An 18,365-nucleotide genomic window follows, 5' to 3' on the forward strand; every position below is an offset into this window, starting at 1 on the left:
ATACATAAACCATGTCTTCTTTATAGAAACCTGCTGACGGCAGTGGTTTAACGTAGAAAACTACTAACTAACCACAACAATATAAACGTCACTACAGTAGAGAACTGATTCGTTTCCAGACTAATAAATGATATTTGTGGTAAAAGCCAGCTAGCAACTAGTCCCCCAACGATTAGGCCAATTATTAAACTGACCAGGGTGAACAGAACTGCTCGGCCAAATTTGCCTTCTTTGCGATTAAGAAAGTAAATACTAGTGCCTACGCCAACCACCAATGCTAACTGCAAAACCTGATCGCCCCCCTCTGGATAAAACAGGCTAATAGAACTCAAACCAAGAAACCAAGCTCCTGGTAAGAGTATATCCGCAGGCGTTGGCTGATCCAGCATCCGTTGCAGCCATGCAGGTGACTGCTCGCGAGGGGTTGGACTTTCTTTCGGAGGCGATTGCACTCGCAACTCTGGAAACCGTATCCGCTCAGGGACTTTGATTTTACCTTCCTGGCGCATCCGCAAGCGATCCATTAAAATCGCATCGTAAGCCGCCTCAATCACTTCCAAATGCTTGGCATCGCCATTATGTTGCTCGAATAGGCGATTACGAGCATCCTGAATTTCATCGAAGCTAGCCTCTTCTGATACCCCAAGTTTTTCGTAGGGATTTTGATCGCTCATGGGAGTTTGTTACTTCAGCCTCAGTCAGCGGCAGTCTTTTATCGAATAAAAAACAGCTTTAGGTTTTATTTTGATCGAAACTAAAGTCTCGACCTATTTATATGCCCTACCAGGATAGTAGCACGGGTTAGTTTGATCGACTTTGTAATTTCAACTATAGTCACTTTAACATATCGCTATAACTCCGTGTATACCCTCATGTCGTTGTCTAATTCTGGCTTTAATCTAGAATTTGAAAGGAGAGAACCTAAAATTCATGGTTTTTATGAAAAAATCAACTTTACTGTTTCAAATTTGGCAACTTACTGTGCCCTAAAAGAGTTTTTTTTAATTATACTGAATAATCGCTTGTGGTATATATCCACATATCGATTTAAAATTGAAACGTTTTAAGTTACCACCTAACTGGGATCGAGAAGGTGTCTTGCTATCAAGAACGGTTGCAGTTAAAGTCAGAGCGCTTATATACTGTTGGCTAATAGAAGTTTCGCCTTCTCATTGCCCACAATCCTGATTAAAGTATTTATTTTTGAACGATCGGGATTCTTATACCGTAGCCATGTAGATTCTTAGTTAGTCCCAAAGTGGCAACTGCGTTTTTACGCAACTCTCTTGTTAATCTTACGAATTTTTGTGCAAAGTAATGGTCATGGCTCCTGCCAAGATTCTTGTTGTTGACGACGACCCTGCGGTTCGGAATTTAATCCAACGCTTTTTGATTAAACAGAACTATCAGGTGGAGGCTGCCGAAGATGGAAAGACAGCCTTAACTCTATTTGAGCAATTTAACCCTGATTTGGTGATTCTAGATGTGAATTTACCAGATGTCACAGGGTTTAACCTCTGCCAAGAGATGCAAAGTCGTAATGGTGTTTTTGTTTTGATGTTGACTAGCCGTGCTGACGAAGCTGACAAAATTCGCGGTTTTGCTAAAGGTGCTGACGACTATCTCACCAAGCCTTTTGGGCTAGGAGAGCTAGAAGTCCGAGTTGGAGCTATTTTGAGGCGTCAGCGAGTGATAACTACGGCCGAGCAGAAACGCTTAGTATTTGAAAAACTTATGATCGATCCAGTGCGACGGGAGGTAGCACTTAATAACCAAGCAGTACCTTTAACGGCTCTGGAATTTGACTTGTTGCATTTTTTAGCTAGTCATCCAGGCCGAGTTTGGCGGCGGGCAGAACTAATCCAAGAGGTGTGGGATTATGAATATGTAGGCGACCAGCGGGTTGTAGATGTTCATATCGGCCAAATTCGCAAGAAGATTGAAATTGATGCTAGTCAGCCAGCATTAATTCAAACTGTACGTGGCGTAGGCTATAAGTTTGAATCTGCTGCTCACCCCCAGCAGTTGGAAGGCAAGTCCTGAGTTTATAGTCTAGAGTTTTTTAACTCTTGACTGTTAACTCTTGGGGGAGCCATTAGTGAATTTCTTTGGCTTTAGTAAAAGACAAATTTAGACAATCAAAATAGGTAGATATTCCTCAAATACAGACCAAACAGTTATTTGAGATATTTATTTATCTATTTAAAACAGTGGACAGGGGAGAGAGTCCATTGGAAAATATTTCTTTGTATGTGACCGTTTTGGTAGATATAACGTCACTTAGATTGGTGTTTGTAGGACACATAGCTGTACATTAGCGTCAACTTAGGCTAAAGTCCACTTAAAACTATGTTTCTAGCCTCTGTCTGGAAACGCTGCTTCATTGGGCTGGTGCTGTAAGTCAGAGAAGCGACAGCCCCAAAATAGGCATTCCCAGTCGGAGACTGAGAACAAAGGTAAATTCTGCTTTATTACCAACTAGTTTTGGCAATAAGAGAAACTATTAGAACTTTTTTATGGATCGGAATCTACCGATCTTTTTTATTGTAATATTGCCGACCGCTATGAACTTAAAATGCCGTTAATAGGGCACGGCATACCGTGCCCCATTAATCGGGGAATAACGCCCTTCATACCAGTACCTATGGGGTGTCTAGTAAATTAGCTGTTGCTGGTGAGTCGGTACAGGGCATTTCTACTCTGGAGTGATGAAACAAAGTTTCCAGATAAACTCGCGCAGCACGGCGATCGCTATCTCCATTTTGGAGTAAAAACAATGATAGCGCCGCCGTTAATACTCTGTTTTCATCCCAATCGGGATGGGTTTCTAAGTAGTTTTTTAAGGATTCGTGGAGTGTTTCAGGAATTTCTGTAAAGATGCTAACCGTTGCTTTCATAAGATTTTCCTCCTATGAGGATAATCAAGAGGGACAAGTTGCTTGCGTTAAAGCGGTTTAGGGCTTCACACGCTCTTTCGCTATCCCAACAATCTGCACTTACATCTGATAGTATTATATTTTACATATTTGATGTCAACAGTTGAACGGATTACAAAAGCAAGCCGCATCATTGTGCGCTAAGAGGGGGTGGGTTTGTCAATGCTGCGAAATGTTAAAAACAATTGTATAAAAAATAAATACGAACGAAATAATCAGACTTAAAGCCAATTTTTTGTTACTTTACTTTACAAAAACTCAGTCCTTAAACTTCTTTGCTACTTGTAATCAACAATCCCCAGCAAGACAGCAAGAAGCTTATTAGCTCGTATAGCACCTGTGGAAAACTGCTAAAATCCCTGTGGAAACCCTGTGGAATTAGTGAGGAAAATTGCAGCCAATGATAAGAATTACAAAAATGTCAGCAAGCTATGACATTTAAACTCATGAAATTAGCTTCTCAATCTCAGTTATCATCGTGGTTGCCCTCGATACATCCCCAGGTTTGGATTTTCGCAATTGGTAGATTTCTCTCGGAAGTTGGTACTGGCTTTACCGTGTTTTACGCCCCCATCTTTTTTGTTAATCAACTTGGTTTATCTGCAACCAGTGTTGGGATAGCCTTGGGTAGCGCCTCGATTTCCGGCATTGTAGGGCGGATTGCAGGTGGTTCTTTGGCTGATTCTGGATATTGGGGACGCCGCCGCACTTTGTTGCTAGCGACGGCGATTTCAGCAATTGCTTCTCTAGTTTTAGCTGCAACCGATAATTTCACTTCTTTGGTAATCGGTAGCTTGATTAGCGGTTTAGGGATAGGTTTCTATTGGCCGGCAGCTGAAGCTGTGGTTGCTGACGCCAGCCAAATTGACAATCGCCGGGAAACTTTTGCGATCGCTCGACTAGCTGATAATCTTGGGTTAGCGATTGGAATTGTGCTGGCTGGGTTTTTGATTGCGATCGTTGGGAATTACCGATGGCTATTTATCATTGATGCCATCTCTTTTATGCTATTTTTTGGAGTTGTCTATGTAGGGATTAGTGAAACTGAACAACAGCAGATAGAGGAATCTGAAAAGACAGAACTTTTTGCTGCTTGGATGGCAGTATTAAAAGATTGGCGCTTCTTAGTCTACATAGCAGTTAATATATTCTTTACAATCTATATTTCTCAAATCCACAGCACCCTGCCGCTTTACTTCAAAAATTTTGTCCTTGTAGAAAGTACTACCAAAGGATTTACTGAAACTACCATTAGCGGACTATTTGCTTGGCATCTGGTGTTCGCAATTATTTGTCAGTTGCCTGTCACTAGCATCTTAAAACGCTGTTCTCACACACTCGCACTCACTGTTTCTGTGATTTTCTGGGCAATCGGTTTTGGACTGATTTGGGTAAGCGGGACAGCACCATCTCATCATCTGCTTTGGGTAACATTGGCATTGGGAGTATTTGCTGTGGCAATTGTTTCCTATACCCCATCTGCTGCCTCTTTAGTGACTGAGTTAGCCCCAGAAAATCAACGCAGCGTGTATTTCTCCATCAACGCTTTGTGCTGGGCTATTGGCTCTTTTATTGGTCATCCCTTGGGTGGATGGGCATTAGATCAACCACAAATTATTACCAATACTTACTGGCTAGGCTTCATCTTCAGTGTAGCGATCGCTGTGGCAATTTTACAGTACCTGAATCGAATTTTGGCTGAGTAGGGGCGCACAGATGTGCGCTTATTTTCCCTCTATTGACGACGTTCTTGCAGCTTGCGATATACAGATTTTAAATCAACTTGATGGTGAGCTAAGGCAACCAAAGTATGATATAGCAAATCAGCCACTTCACCTGCGATCGCATCTTCTCGATCGTCCTTAAAAGCCATTACCACCTCAGCAGTTTCCTCACCAATCTTTTTCAAAATTTTGTTATCGCCACCTGCAAATAGTTTACAAGTGTAAGAACTTTCAGTAGGATTGTCGCGGCGATCGCATATTATTTGAAACAATTGCGACAATGTATCTCCTGGAGGTGCAGCAATTTTTCCTTCTATTTGGTGAAAACAACTGCGCTCTCCAGTATGGCAGGCAACATCTCCTAATTGTTCTACCCCAATGAGCAGCGCATCACTATCACAGTCATAACGGATACTTTGCACTTTTTGGATATGCCCAGAAGTTGCCCCCTTGTGCCACAATTCTTGGCGGGAACGACTCCAAAACCAAGTTTCTTCAGTTTCTAAAGTCTTTTGTAACGACTCCTGATTCATCCACGCCATCATCAGGACAGTACCATCTAGATAGTCTTGGACAATTGCAGGCACCAGACCCCGTTCATCGTAGCGAATTTTCTCAACCGGGATAGTGTAATGCAGCGATCGCGAATCCTTAGAAGACATACCAGCTAGTTTGCTCTCATGAGAATAATTTATGGATTCACGATACCATTCAGAATAGGTTAGCTGGTATATTTTTTGGAATTAAATATCTAAAATCAAATCTTCATTGGACTTGCATAACATATTGTTATTTTTTTGGTTCAGCTAATTTTATAGGATAGAAATTCTAAGCAGTGTTTGACCCTATCCTAAGATAGAGCGTTTTATTGCCCACTGTTAGGAGAGAACTTTGGTAAATACCACAATTAAAACAACAAAATCACAAGAAGTCTTCGCCGCTGCTCAAAATCTCATGCCCGGAGGAGTCAGTTCTCCAGTTCGTGCCTTTAAATCTGTGGGTGGACAACCCATCGTTTTTGATCGTGTTAAAGGCGCGTATATTTGGGATGTAGATGGCAATAAATACATAGACTATGTAGGCACTTGGGGGCCAGCTATTTGCGGTCATGCTCATCCAGAAGTAATTGCAGCGTTACATGAAGCTTTAGAAAAAGGCACTAGTTTCGGCGCTCCCTCAGTTCTAGAAAATGTTTTGGCAGAAATGGTCATCTATGCCGTTCCTAGCATCGAAATGGTCAGATTTGTTAATTCGGGAACTGAAGCCTGTATGGGAGTTTTGCGGCTGATGCGGGCTTTCACCAACCGAGACAAAATCATCAAGTTTGAAGGCTGCTATCACGGACACGCCGATACGTTTCTAGTAAAGGCGGGTTCTGGTGTTGCCACACTTGGCTTGCCAGACTCACCGGGAGTACCTAAAGCAGCAACTAGCACTACTCTAACTGCACCTTTCAATGACCTAGAAGCAGTCAAAGCTTTATTTAAAGAAAACCGCGACGAGATTGCTGGTGTCATTCTTGAGCCAGTCGTCGGCAATGCTGGATTTATTGCGCCTGACGCTGGCTTCCTAGAAGGATTACGAGAATTGACTCAGGAGTATGGAGCGTTATTGGTATTTGACGAAGTGATGACAGGCTTCCGCATTGCTTACGGTGGCGCTCAAGAAAAATTTGGCATCACTCCCGATTTAACAACCCTGGGTAAGGTGATTGGTGGTGGTTTGCCAGTAGGGGCTTATGGCGGCCGTCGAGATATTATGTCAATGGTTGCGCCCGCCGGCCCCGTATATCAAGCTGGGACTCTTTCGGGTAATCCTTTGGCAATGACTGCTGGTATTAAAACTTTAGAATTGCTGCAAAAGCCAGGGACTTACGAGTCTCTTGAGCAGATTACTAAAAAGCTAGCAGATGGTTTGCAGCAAATTGCCAAAGAAACTGGTCATGCAGCTTGCGGCGGTCAAATCAGCGCCATGTTCGGCTTATTCTTTACCTCTGGCCCAGTTCATAACTACGAAGATGCGAAAAAGTCTGATACAGCCAAATTCGGACGCTTCCATCGCGGGATGTTAGAGCGCGGTGTTTACTTAGCACCCTCTCAATTTGAAGCTGGGTTTACGTCTTTTGCTCACACTGAAGAAGACATTGAGCAGACTTTAGCAGTTGCACGGGATGTAATGTCGAGCCTGTAACCTGTTTGTTAAGGGATTTCCAAATAAAAAGTATCCTGTTAACTCTTGTGGGGTGGGCATCTTACCCCACAAAATGAATGATTTATAGGAAGTCCTTTTTTTAAGAGAGAAACAAGCGTGCGGAATTTTCGGACTCACTCTCAAGCATTACTTGCAAAACTTTCAGCAGTTAATGGTGTTCAATCATCTTGCACGGTTGGGGATCAAAGAAATTTTTTAACAGGTTTGCTCTTTACCGTCATTACTCAAGGAAGGTCACATCTTTGTCATAATTTCGCAATGGCTTCGTCAATAGAATATGCAATATTTAGCCTACATTAAGATTCGCAGGATTAATAAATTATAGGGGGTTAAGTCCCTTGCAACTAAGAAGTGGCAAGTTTTGTGGCTCTTGTCTCGATATCTGTTGCAAAACTTAACTTAATTACAAATTATTTTACTTGCTTTTTAAAGTTCTCGAAATTCCCCTTATACCCCATAGGTTACAAAAATTAATGTGTATGAAGGTGAGAACCTTCATGGTGAGGATTTTGCTTATAGATATTAGATTATCCATCGGGTAAGGTATTTTTTCAGAGTCAGGGTTGGAGCTAACTTTAAAAAATATACCAATCATAACTGTAGCTTGGATGGCAAGGCTTACAGAGTATAAAAAGCTGCCATAAGTATTGTGAAAACAAAGATGGTTCGACCTTGAAGGAGCTATGAAGTGGACGACAATAAGTCATTTTTTGGTTTGCAAAAAATATTAGTTACGTTGCTTGTCTTGAGTGGCAGTATAAGTGTCATCACGATGATGCTTATTAAGTCAAGCTCCTCTAATGCTCAAAGTACAGAGAATACAAGCAAAGTTGGAATTCAGCAGCAGATTGAAGACCTAAAAGCGACGATGCTTAGAAGTTGGCAGCAACAAGTACAAACAAAAGGTTTTTCATATACTTTGCCACAGCGTTTTCAAGGGGCAATAGTTGATGCGGCAAAATTGACTCCTGAACAGAAAGTAATTGCGCTCACCTTTGATGATGGGCCATGGCCTGGGAGTACCGCGCAAGTACTGGATATTCTCAAAAAAAATCAGATTAAAGGGACATTTTTTCTCATTGGGCAAAACGTGAAGAATTATCCAGGCTTAGTAAAGCGGGAGATTGCTGAGGGTCACGTAATTGGTAATCACACTTGGCATCATTGGTATCAATTCTTAAATCCACAAGCAGCTGCCTATGAAATTGACCATACAGCAGACTTGATTTATCAAATAACAGGGATTAAAACAAATTTATTTCGACCACCAGGGGGACTCATGCACAATGGGGTGGCTAGTTACGCTAGAAATAGCAAATATGCCATCATTCGCTGGTCATCTGACTCTGTAGACTACTCACGTCCTGCTGTACCAAAATTAATTAATAATGTGTTTAGGAAGGCCAAGCCAGGTGGAATTGTGCTAATGCATGATGGTGGTGGTAATCGCTCTAAAACTGTGCAAGCTTTACCAGAAATTATTGCCAACTTTCGGAAACAAGGCTATCGCTTTGTTACTATTCCTGAACTTTTAGAAATGCAAGATAAAGATCAAAAGCTGACTGCAAACAAAAAAACCGTCCAAAATTAACATCTGAACGGAATTTTAACGTATTAATACTTTATATCAATCTAGTTATGTTGCCAGTTGTGCTGATACCGTACAACTATATGTCAGGAGGTAAAATCACCTGATCGATTGCGTGAATTACGCCGTTACTACCTGTGATATCTGCCTGTGTCACTTTAGCATCATTGACAGTTACACCTGTAGCAGGATCAACTTTAACGTTGATTGTACCACCTTCAAGGCTTTTAACTTCGCCAGACTTCAAATCAGTAGACAATAACTTACCAGTCACCACATGGTAAGTTAAAATCTTGAGCAATATTTCTTTGTTAGCTGGCTGTAACAATTCTTGCAAAGCAGCTGGTGGTAACTTAGCAAAAGCTGCATCTGTGGGTGCAAAAATAGTTAAGTTATCTTTGCCTTGCAAAGCTCCGGTCAATCCTGCTGCTTTCAAAGCCTTGGTCAACGTGGTAAAGGAAGCATTTGATTCTGCCAACGCTAACAAGTTTTTGCCTTGATTGTCGCTTGCCCCTGGCCCTGGTGGAGTTGTAGTCGGTGTCTCAGTCGGTGGTGTGGTAGGTTGAGTTTGTGGGATAGCACGTGGGGTGCGGGGTGTAGGTTCACTAGGTGTCACACTACCACCACCACGGTTATAGGGAGGCTCGTTGAAAATACTTGGTTTGGGATTTAGCGTTCCACCACTATTCTGTGCTACCAATTTGCGTTTAGTATTGCCCTTTTCTATTTGGGAAACAGCTTCAGCAGGTGTGTATTGAGTGTTTGCTTGAAGGCGTTGACCCTGGTTATAGGGGGCTTCGTTGAAAATACTGGGGTTAGGATTTAGTGCCTCTTTCGCGTCAGATGGTAAAGTAATGAGGACGCTGAAACTACTCAATCCTGTTATGCCTGCCAACGTGGTCAGCAATTTGCTGTAATTTGTCTTCATAAATTTTGTTTTTCTTTTTGTCCACACATTACATAAAGATTTATAACATTTTGCTATGCACAAAATCTAACTCAAGAGGGAAGTAAGATTTTTCTCTAGAACTAGAAGTGTTTGTGCTAGTGAGGTAAAATGTTTAACCTCCACTCAAGCTGATAAGTTATGAAATATATCTACCATATATTTCATGTAAATTGAGCAAATTTTCTCCATCACACCAAAATGAGTTAAAAAGCCCCACTCGGTGTCACGTAAATTCAAGAAAGTGTGAAAATCTCATATTTACAAGTTATGAGTTAGAATGACCTTCAAAGAAAGATTATAAAAGACAATTTATATATAAACTTGTACGTATATTAATAGTTAATTCATAAATCCTAAATTACATAGGGAAGAAAGCTATATCTTAGAATTGACCATTGATTATTCAACAAAAGCATAGAAATTAATTACCGAAATATTTTAACGTAGGCTAACGGTAACAGAAATTGAAGTAACTGTTGAAAACCCACGAATAAGGAGTTAGGTTTATATTTATATATATGCTGAATATATATGCTGAATGAAATTACTTAGTTATTCGATATTTTAATCAATCAGAAAGCAATATTTTTTAAAATCGATAATTTTGCCAAAAATTAGGCATCAGTTAAACCCTAATGTCAATTAAATAGATAACTAAGCAACTAATACCAATAAAAATTACTTAAACTAAAGATACAATTGTAAAGTTAAGAAGTTGACCAGTTACAAGATATACAAAATATGCTGGAATTATACCAATGGGAACTCTCTCAATACTCAGAGAAAGTGCGCCTAATTTTAGATTTTAAAGGACTCGCTTACCGCAAAATTGAGGTTACGCCTGGGATTGGACAGGTAGAACTGTTCCGGCTGACTGGTCAAAAACAAGTGCCAGTATTAAAGGATCGTAATAAATATATTGCGGATTCTACGGAAATAGCTAAGTATTTAGACTTAGAGTATCCCGATCGCCCCATAATACCGCAAGATCCTAAACAACGGGGTTTAACTTTATTAATAGAAGAATGGGCGGATGAATCTATAGGCATTAAAGGTCGCAAAGCCCTATTTGCTGCCATAAGTCAAGATCAAAATTTCCGTAAGTCTTTATTACCTACCTCAACACCAGATATATTTAAAAGTCTGGTTCAAGGAGTACCTAGTGACTTACTGACAGTGTTGGGTTTTGGCGTCGGTTACAGCCCAGATGTGATAAAGTCAGCGATCGCATCTTTAAAACAAGACTTGGAAGCCTTGACGTTATTATTAGCAGATAGTCCCTATTTAACAGGAGATGAGCCGACTTTAGCTGACTTAGCAGTGGCTGGCTTATCGATATTACTCAAGTTTCCTGCTGGCCCCTATCTGGATTTACCAGCTTCTATCAGAGGTAAAGGATTGCCAATCTTTGCCGAGAATATAGATTATGAACCATTCTTCACCTGGCGCGATCGCCTTTACGCCCAATTCCGCATCCCGTTAATTAGTACTACTCCACCAACAGGAAGTGCGCCAACTTCGATTCAGATTGATTAGATAGATAATAGGGCATGGGAAATTGGGCATGGGGCATAGGGGATGAAGAAGAAAAACAAATGACCAATGACCAATAACCAATGACCAATGACAAATGACAAATGACAAATGACTAATCAGATGAATTCGGCACAGCCATTAGGTTCGGTCATTCAAGGTTCTCTAACTGAAGGTTTAGAAGTACGATTGCATCCTGACATTTCTGTGGAAGATATGCGGGTGGGTAAATTTCTTGTTGTGCAAGGGATGCGATCGCGTTTTTTTTGTATGCTGACAGATGTAGCATTGGGAGCGGCTAATGCCCGAATTATTGCTAATCCCCCCAGTTGGGAAGACACTTTTTTACGAGATGTTTTAGCCGGAAGTGGTACTTATGGTACTATCAACCTCGCGCCGATGTTGATGTTCACTCCCGAAGCTGAAGAATCTTTCTCCCCAACAAATGGTAAATCGGCAAATCCTTTCCTCCCATCGATGACGGGTTTAGCTTCATTTATGCCACAAACCAGCACGACGATAGAATTGTTGCCGGTTAAAACTATTCCTAGCCACTTTAGTCAAGTTTACGAAGCAAGTGTTGACGATTTTCGCCGGGTATTTGGTTGGGAAGATGACCCCCAAAGGCGCAACTTTTCCATAGGCAAACCTTTGGATATGGATGTGCCGGTTTGTATCGATTTGAATCGCTTCGTGGAACGGAGTAATGGGGTTTTTGGGAAATCTGGTACTGGTAAATCTTTTCTAACGCGGCTACTTTTAGCTGGTGTTATCCGTAAAAATGCGGCAGTCAATTTGATTTTTGATATGCACTCTGAATATGGCTGGGAAGCCGTCGCAGAAGGTAAAAATGTCAATACCGTTAAAGGATTAAAGCAACTTTTTCCTAGTAAAGTGGAAGTTTATACCCTCGACCCGGAATCGACAAAGCGTCGGGGTGTGCGTGATGCTCAAGAACTTTATTTGAGTTACGAGCAAATAGAAGTTGAAGATATTAAGTTATGTAGCCGAGATTTAGGACTCTCTGACGCAGCCTTAGATAACGCCAATATTCTGTATAGCGAATTTGGCAAGTCTTGGATTGTGCAGTTGCTAAATATGACTAACGAAGAAATCGAGATGTTCTGCGAGGAGAAGCGCGGACACAAAGGCTCGATTATGGCATTACAGCGCAAACTCTTGCGGATGGATAGCTTGAAGTATATGCGAGCAGTTTGCCCGCAGAATTACATTAGTAAAATTGTGCAATGCCTGGAATCTGGGAAGAATGTTGTGATAGAATTTGGTTCCCAGTCTAATATGCTTTCTTATATGTTGGTGACGAATATGATCACCCGACGTATTCACGAGCATTACGTCAAGAAAGCAGACAAATTCCTGCAAAGCAAAAATCCCAGCGATCGCCCAACGCCATTGATGATTACCATTGAAGAGGCGCACCGTTTCCTTGACCCGGCTATCGTCCAAAGTACCATCTTTGGGACTATTGCCCGCGAACTACGGAAGTATTTTGTCACACTTTTGGTAGTCGATCAGCGTCCATCAGGCATAGATAATGAAGTTATGTCGCAAATTGGGACTCGCATTACCGCTTTGCTGAATGATGAAAAAGATATTGAGGCGATTTTTACAGGTGTATCTGGTGGTAGCGGACTGCGATCGGTATTGGCAAAACTAGACTCGAAACAACAAGCTTTAATATTAGGTCACGCCGTTCCTATGCCCGTAGTAGTCCGTACCCGTCCTTATGACGCAACTTTTTATGCCGAAATTGGTGAGCCAGCCTGGGAAGAAAAACCTGATGCAGAAGTATTTGCCGCTGCGGAACTAGCCAAAGCTGACCTTGGATTTTAGATTGTCATTTGTCAGTTGTCGTACCCTGCGGGAAGCCGCTAGCGCGTCCATGTCCTTTGCAAATGACCAATGACTAATGACTAATGTCCAATTCGTGACATCCCTCCATTATCACAGCAAATTAAGTTCGGTTATCCCGCTAGTTTTGGCAACAGAAGAGGGGTTTTTGGCGTCACTATAGATGTAGTGAGTAATTTTAAGGGACTTTAAAATTTTTTTCTATAACGGCTGCTTTTAAATTATAATTATAGGTTTTATCTTAAGATAGTTTACTATTTGTCTGATTTATCGTATCATAAGTTAAGTGGAACTCATACCGACTTCGGATTTACCGTTCGGTGTTAGTAACCGTCCAAGAGAAGAATTCTCAAAAATAACCAGCGTGCTTATAAAAGATTGAAAATTTAGGGAAGGTAGGGGAACCTATCATTGGGGGCTTACCGTCTTAGCAATGGCTGTATCAATTAACTAATTGCTTTTGGTAGCTCCCGATATTTCGTGATAGATGTACTACTTTTCCCATCCATTTTAGTAATAAAACATACATTATCTTTACGAAGTAGAGGACATCGCACCAATGCCTACTGTCAATACCCAAACCGAAAACCTCAACACCAAATTCACAGCTGATATGGTGCGAACCTATCTGCGAGAAATTGGTCGTGTACCACTGCTAACCCGTGAACAAGAAATTGTCTTTGGCAAGCAAGTACAACAAATGATGACGCTCATTGATGCCAAAGAAGCTTTGGCGAAGAAGTTGCAACGGGAACCGGATATTTCAGAGTGGGCCGATCACGTTAAACAATCGGAAACCGATGTGCAACAAACGGTGGCGCAAGGTAAGCGAGCAAAACAAAAAATGATCGAAGCGAATTTGCGCTTGGTCGTCGCTATTGCTAAAAAATACCAAAAGCGAAATATGGAGTTTCTGGATTTAATCCAGGAAGGAACACTAGGATTAGAGCGGGGTGTGGAGAAATTTGACCCGATGAGGGGTTATAAGTTCTCGACTTACGCTTACTGGTGGATTCGCCAAGCGATTACTCGTGCGATCGCTCAACAAGGACGTACCATCCGCTTACCGATCCACATTACCGAGAAACTGAACAAAATTAAAAAAGTGCAGCGCGAGTTAGCTCAAACCTTGGGGCGATCGCCGACTCCAGCCGAAATTGCCAAAGAGCTAGAACTAGAACCGACTCAGATTCGCGAGTATCTGAATATGGCTCGTCAACCAGTGTCTTTGGATGTGCGAGTTGGTGAGAACCAGGATACTGAGTTGCAAGAAATGCTCGAAGATGATGGCCCATCGCCAGAGTATTACACCAACCAGGAATTCTTACGCCAAGACTTGAACAACCTGTTAGCAGAATTAACCCCGCAACAGCGAGAAGTTGTAGCCCTACGCTTTGGTTTAGAAGATGGTAACGAGATGTCATTGGCGAAAGTCGGTGAGAGATTAAATCTTAGCCGCGAACGCGTCCGTCAGTTAGAGCATCAAGCTTTGGCTCATCTGCGTCGCCGTCGTGCCAATGTCAAAGAATACGTTGCTAGCTAAAACAAGAGACGCGGAATTTCGCGTCTCTACACCACCTTGGTGATGCGCCTCCTGAATTCAGGGGGCGATTTTTTTTATGCTGGCTAAGGACGCAAAGCCAAGAGTGATTAGCGGCGAATTTTTTTAAAGAATATCCAGGCTATTATACTGGTTAGCACTCCAGCAAAGATGCTCCACAAGAAGGCTGTTGTGAGGAAAAATGGTGTTTTGCTATTGGGTGGATATTGAGCAACTAATACTGAAGATGCGATTTGACTAGTTGCTAATCCGATACCTGCGCTACCGATGAAGTTTTCTAGGTTGCGATCGCTTTTTGCTTGGTAGATGTCAATGGTACCTTGAATTGTACTAATTAAATTTTGTAGCAGAGTCAAGCCTGGGCTGAGGTTGATGTAATCTGTTTTTATTTGCAACAAATATTTATCAGCACTAAATTCGCCAAATTGCTGCATAGATTGTAGTTGGCTGTTGCTATTTTCTCGTGAAATCTTCTCTAGCCGCTTTTTATAATTATTTAGATTAACTTTGATTGTGCGTGCTTGATCATCCAAGTAGCTTAAATTAATTGCGTATTGCGATAAGATTGTCAGCGTATCAGTTAGGGTTTTTTGTAATTCCTCAAGATTGAGTCTACCATTGTTTAGTTGTTGTCCTAAATCTCTGATTTTTTTGACAGTTTCTTGCACCTCATTAAAATCTTTCTTGATTCGGCTTTTCAATTTGCGGCTTTGGTGATAAGCCCAAAGGATTTTATGACGATAGCAAAAAATACGGATTAAATCAAAATAGATATTAGCAATACTTTTCTTAATATTTTCGAGGGATTGCTGGGGCGGAAACAAACATATTAATATATGTAAGCTATCTTTAAAGTTCTCTTCATTTGCCCAATCACTAGGCTGTTCCCAGACTTCAAATGCAGATGCACCTAAAAAACTGCTCTGGTTTTGTAAAGCAATTTGACCCTGAAAGTTGGGATTTATTTGTGTATAGCATTGTTGTGCGATCGCTCTAATTTCTTCCGGGTTATAAATTTTTTCCAACTGTCCCCAAACAAACCAAGTTTGACCAATTTTTCCTTTTTGGTGATGGGTACGAGATTCTATATTTTGTTTAATATCTTGAAATTTACTTATAGGTTTGCCCAGATAATCAGTAACACCGCTATCTACTTGCAGGGTATAGGTATCACCTAGTTGCAATGCGTAATAATAACCTGCTATATCTGGCTGAAAACTTTCTTGTTTTTCGGGTACGAGTAACTCGACGTAATCTGCTTCGGTTTTTTCTAACGTAGCGAGTTGTTTCAGCAAATCATCATCTTTAACTTTCTCGTAATCTTTATTTAAATCTGGTTGAATTTTACGCCAAAAATAATGACGATTTTGGTTAATTTGCTCGTCTGTTTGTCCTAAACCTTGTTGCAGGTCATAGACAAATAAATCAATAGTTGGATAGATAAGATTATACTGTTGATTCATGGCATAGGCGTTTGTAGAGAGAGAATAATTCTTGCCCACGTGTCTTTAGCAACAGTTACAGAATCAGAAGCCTTGAGAATGGGTTGAGCAATTTCAGTTAATTTTTGATCATCTAGTTCATCAATAGCAACAAGAATATTGTTGATTTCTGTGCTTTGCTGTTCGGCAGACTGATTAATTTTAGCGGGTAAAGGGCCTTTGCTGCGGATTTCAGCTTCCTGTTTTAAATTTTGGCGAACAGTTTGATAATGTTCAGTTAACGGGGGATAATTGCGTGCGATCGCATCCAGTTTACCAATGTCATCGGGAATATTTACTTGATTAATCTGTGTTTGCACATTCTCAGGTAATGGTGCATCAAGGTAAGACAATGCAAACACAAAAGCTTTGAGATTATAGGCTTCTAAAGGTTGCATGTTCAAAAAACTCCAATAATTGTAAAAGCTGCCCAGTGGTAATGATGACTATAGGGTTGATCAGTTGTTTGTCTGATCTTAAGATTATCTAACTGATCTTGTAAAAAAGGACGAATGATCCCTTCATCTTGGGGTAATGTAGCGATTTGTGCTGCATACCATTCTGCAAGTTCCGCATTTGTGACATTTCGCAGCCATTGGGTAGCTTCAGCCAAAGCTACTGCTTCTGATTTTCCTTGTTGCAACAATTGGTAAAACTGAATCATCATCAAAGCGCTAGCGGCTGATTCTACAGTCCATAGGGTACTAACAACATGAGCCACACCGCAACCCATAAAGCCACTGACAAGCCCCACATATTCTGTGGTGATGGTGTGATTACCTGTAATCGCAGTTTCGCAAGCTGCTAGAGTCACGAGTTGGTAGCTTTGCAAATTAAGATTGCGGATATCCGCCAGAGTTAGTTTATCTTCACCCGCTAACGCTAAGTGAGATAACGCAGGATTTTGGAAATTATATTCGCCATGCCCTGTAAAGTGCAAAATACCGTAATCTTGGGGCAAAGCGTTGATTATTGCTGTTTTTGTCGCTTTCTCAGAACGCTTGCGGGTGTGGTTGGGAAACATCCGGCTTATGGCTTCCGATTCAATTTGGGCAAACTCCAGACGGGGATAACCTTTGCTGTTGGGATGTTCGATGCTGAGTAAATTGTGCTGCTCATCGCCTCTGTTTTCCAGGTAAGTTTGGGGAATCAATCCTATTTTGGCGCTGGGTAGATAGGTGATGGTGAATTCAGGTGGAAATAGTGCATGGAGAGGGAAGCGGTGCAAATCGCGGTGAGGAATGAGGATTAACTGAGTAATTTCTGGTATTTCTGAAACAACAGCGTTGATATCTAGGATATTACTCAAGTTGCGAAGCATTTCGGGTAACTTGCTGCGCCAAGTTATTGCTTGTTCACCTTGCTTATCTTTACCTTTGCGATAATCGGCGTATTGTTCATTCCAATTTTTCACCCAGCCTTCAAAATCATGTAAACGTTGCGCCTGAGTCACAAACTCGGTTTCTCCTGGGACAATCGGTGATGGCGCGTTGTGTTTGAGGATGAAGGTGTGTAGGGCATAAGAACTGAGATGCCAATAAACAATAGCAGTTGAGGGATTCAGCAGTTGTTGCATTTCTGAATAACTTAGAGATGAATCATCACTCCATTCATCTAAAAGCCAACGCAAGCAAGTATTTTTACCTTCTTCTGCTAATTCAATCGCTTGCAGCAAATCTCCAGACTGCACAGCTAAATCAGCAGTTAACTGTTGAATCCAGGCAAATTTGAGAGCTAGTTGTTTTTTACTTTGATTAGAGCGATTTGATTCATTTAATAAGCGCCGCAATAAATCAGTACCCTGTCGCTGGAGTTCTGTGGCTTCGGCTGTTTCCTCCAAATCCAACTGCACGCGAATTAAGTCTTGCAAAACTTCCAGATGCAACTCAGGAAAATCTGCTGCTGTGAGAGTTTGTAGTGCCGTTTTGTAACTGGTAATAGCTTTGCGCCAAAAATTGCGGGCGTTATAATTACCTCGCCCTCGGAAGTAATGAGCATCACCTATCTTTTGATGCAATTTTCCCCAACCTTCTGGATGCGTGTCTTGGGGGCAATGCTTCAACCCTTGTTTATAGCTTGCCAATTTACCCTCGTAGCCACGCTTGTTTAAATCGGGATTGTTAAATTTCAAAGCGAGGTTGGCTGCTGTTGCACTAGGTAAAGTAAATGTGAAAAATAAATCTGTCCTCTCTCCAGTTGCGTTTCCCGCCGCAATTCCCCGGTTAATCCAAGCTTCGTTTAAGTCAGGTTTGATTTTGAGGGCATTGTCATAAGATGCGATCGCTTCTTCAAATCGCCCGAAATGAGTCAGCGTCACACCTCGCTTGAACCAAGCTTCGTGTAAGTCAGATTTGATTTTGAGGGCATTGTCATAAGATGCGATCGCTTCTTCAAATCGCCCGAAATGATCCAGCGCCACACCTCGGTTGAACCAAGCTTCGTGTAAGTCAGGTTTGATTTTGAGGGCATTGTCATAAGATGCGATCGCTTCTTCAAATCGCCCGAAATGA

General features: G+C 41.4%; 13 protein-coding genes and 1 pseudogene. 7 read left to right on the forward strand and 7 right to left on the reverse strand.

Annotation, left to right across the window (positions count from 1 at the left end; translation table 11 throughout):
• Window positions 1-47: 47 nt before the first annotated feature.
• Window positions 48-674 (reverse strand): CPP1-like family protein, encoded by a 627-nt coding sequence (locus ACFE93_RS07435; RefSeq protein ID WP_292780627.1) that lies wholly within the window; start codon window positions 672-674, stop codon window positions 48-50.
• 649 nt (window positions 675-1,323) lie between these two features.
• On the opposite strand from ACFE93_RS07435, the gene ACFE93_RS07440 reads away from it, so the two are divergent.
• Window positions 1,324-2,043, forward strand: a complete 720-nt coding sequence (locus ACFE93_RS07440; protein ID WP_104905561.1) for a response regulator transcription factor — start codon at window positions 1,324-1,326, stop codon at window positions 2,041-2,043.
• 662 nt (window positions 2,044-2,705) lie between these two features.
• On the opposite strand, the pseudogene ACFE93_RS07445 reads toward ACFE93_RS07440, so the two are convergent.
• Window positions 2,706-2,897 (reverse strand): annotated as a pseudogene (locus ACFE93_RS07445) (DUF2811 domain-containing protein); the annotation flags it as partial.
• Window positions 2,898-3,367: 470 nt separating this feature from the next.
• Here ACFE93_RS07445 and ACFE93_RS07450 point away from each other — a divergent pair.
• Window positions 3,368-4,642, forward strand: coding sequence for an MFS transporter (locus tag ACFE93_RS07450; RefSeq protein ID WP_375472706.1), 1,275 nt, complete (start codon window positions 3,368-3,370; stop codon window positions 4,640-4,642).
• 29 nt (window positions 4,643-4,671) lie between these two features.
• Here the strand turns inward: ACFE93_RS07450 and hisIE are convergent, their stop codons facing one another.
• The gene (gene hisIE, locus ACFE93_RS07455) at window positions 4,672-5,322 is read right to left on the reverse strand and encodes a bifunctional phosphoribosyl-AMP cyclohydrolase/phosphoribosyl-ATP diphosphatase HisIE (RefSeq protein WP_375472707.1); all 651 of its coding nucleotides are present in this window, start codon (window positions 5,320-5,322) and stop codon (window positions 4,672-4,674) included.
• Between the two features lie 229 nt (window positions 5,323-5,551).
• On the opposite strand from hisIE, the gene hemL reads away from it, so the two are divergent.
• Both hemL and ACFE93_RS07465 read left to right on the forward strand, forming a co-directional pair.
• A complete protein-coding gene (hemL, locus tag ACFE93_RS07460) occupies window positions 5,552-6,850 on the forward strand; it encodes a glutamate-1-semialdehyde 2,1-aminomutase (RefSeq protein WP_375472708.1) in 1,299 nt (432 codons plus the stop codon).
• Between the two features lie 709 nt (window positions 6,851-7,559).
• A complete protein-coding gene (locus ACFE93_RS07465) occupies window positions 7,560-8,462 on the forward strand; it encodes a polysaccharide deacetylase family protein (protein WP_375472709.1) in 903 nt (300 codons plus the stop codon).
• Between the two features lie 76 nt (window positions 8,463-8,538).
• On the opposite strand, the gene ACFE93_RS07470 is transcribed toward ACFE93_RS07465, so the two are convergent.
• Window positions 8,539-9,387, reverse strand: a complete 849-nt coding sequence (locus ACFE93_RS07470) for a fasciclin domain-containing protein (RefSeq protein WP_375472710.1) — start codon at window positions 9,385-9,387, stop codon at window positions 8,539-8,541.
• 762 nt (window positions 9,388-10,149) lie between these two features.
• On the opposite strand from ACFE93_RS07470, the gene ACFE93_RS07475 reads away from it, so the two are divergent.
• From ACFE93_RS07475 to ACFE93_RS07485, 3 genes are all read left to right on the forward strand, one after another.
• Window positions 10,150-10,944, forward strand: coding sequence for a glutathione S-transferase family protein (locus ACFE93_RS07475; protein ID WP_375472711.1), 795 nt, complete (start codon window positions 10,150-10,152; stop codon window positions 10,942-10,944).
• A 120-nt stretch (window positions 10,945-11,064) separates the two neighbouring features.
• Complete coding sequence (locus tag ACFE93_RS07480) at window positions 11,065-12,795, forward strand: helicase HerA domain-containing protein (RefSeq protein ID WP_375472718.1); 1,731 nt, start codon at window positions 11,065-11,067, stop codon at window positions 12,793-12,795.
• Window positions 12,796-13,372: 577 nt separating this feature from the next.
• Window positions 13,373-14,356 carry an RNA polymerase sigma factor, RpoD/SigA family gene (locus ACFE93_RS07485; protein WP_292780652.1) on the forward strand — a complete coding sequence of 328 codons (984 nt, stop codon included), beginning with the start codon at window positions 13,373-13,375 and terminating at the stop codon, window positions 14,354-14,356.
• Window positions 14,357-14,463: 107 nt separating this feature from the next.
• Here ACFE93_RS07485 and ACFE93_RS07490 read toward each other — a convergent pair whose 3' ends face one another.
• From ACFE93_RS07490 to ACFE93_RS07500, 3 genes are all read right to left on the reverse strand, one after another.
• Window positions 14,464-15,837 carry a hypothetical protein gene (locus ACFE93_RS07490; protein ID WP_375472712.1) on the reverse strand — a complete coding sequence of 458 codons (1,374 nt, stop codon included), beginning with the start codon at window positions 15,835-15,837 and terminating at the stop codon, window positions 14,464-14,466.
• The gene (locus ACFE93_RS07495; protein ID WP_375472713.1) at window positions 15,834-16,253 is read right to left on the reverse strand and encodes a hypothetical protein; all 420 of its coding nucleotides are present in this window, start codon (window positions 16,251-16,253) and stop codon (window positions 15,834-15,836) included. The genes ACFE93_RS07490 and ACFE93_RS07495 overlap by 4 nt, the downstream gene beginning before the upstream one ends.
• 2 nt (window positions 16,254-16,255) lie before the next feature.
• The coding region (locus ACFE93_RS07500; RefSeq protein WP_375472714.1) for a CHAT domain-containing protein at window positions 16,256-18,365 on the reverse strand (2,110 nt) is incomplete at its 5' end.

Origin of the sequence: uncultured Nostoc sp., from assembly GCF_964247315.1 — a bacterium.
Taxonomy (GTDB): domain Bacteria; phylum Cyanobacteriota; class Cyanobacteriia; order Cyanobacteriales; family Nostocaceae; genus Nostoc.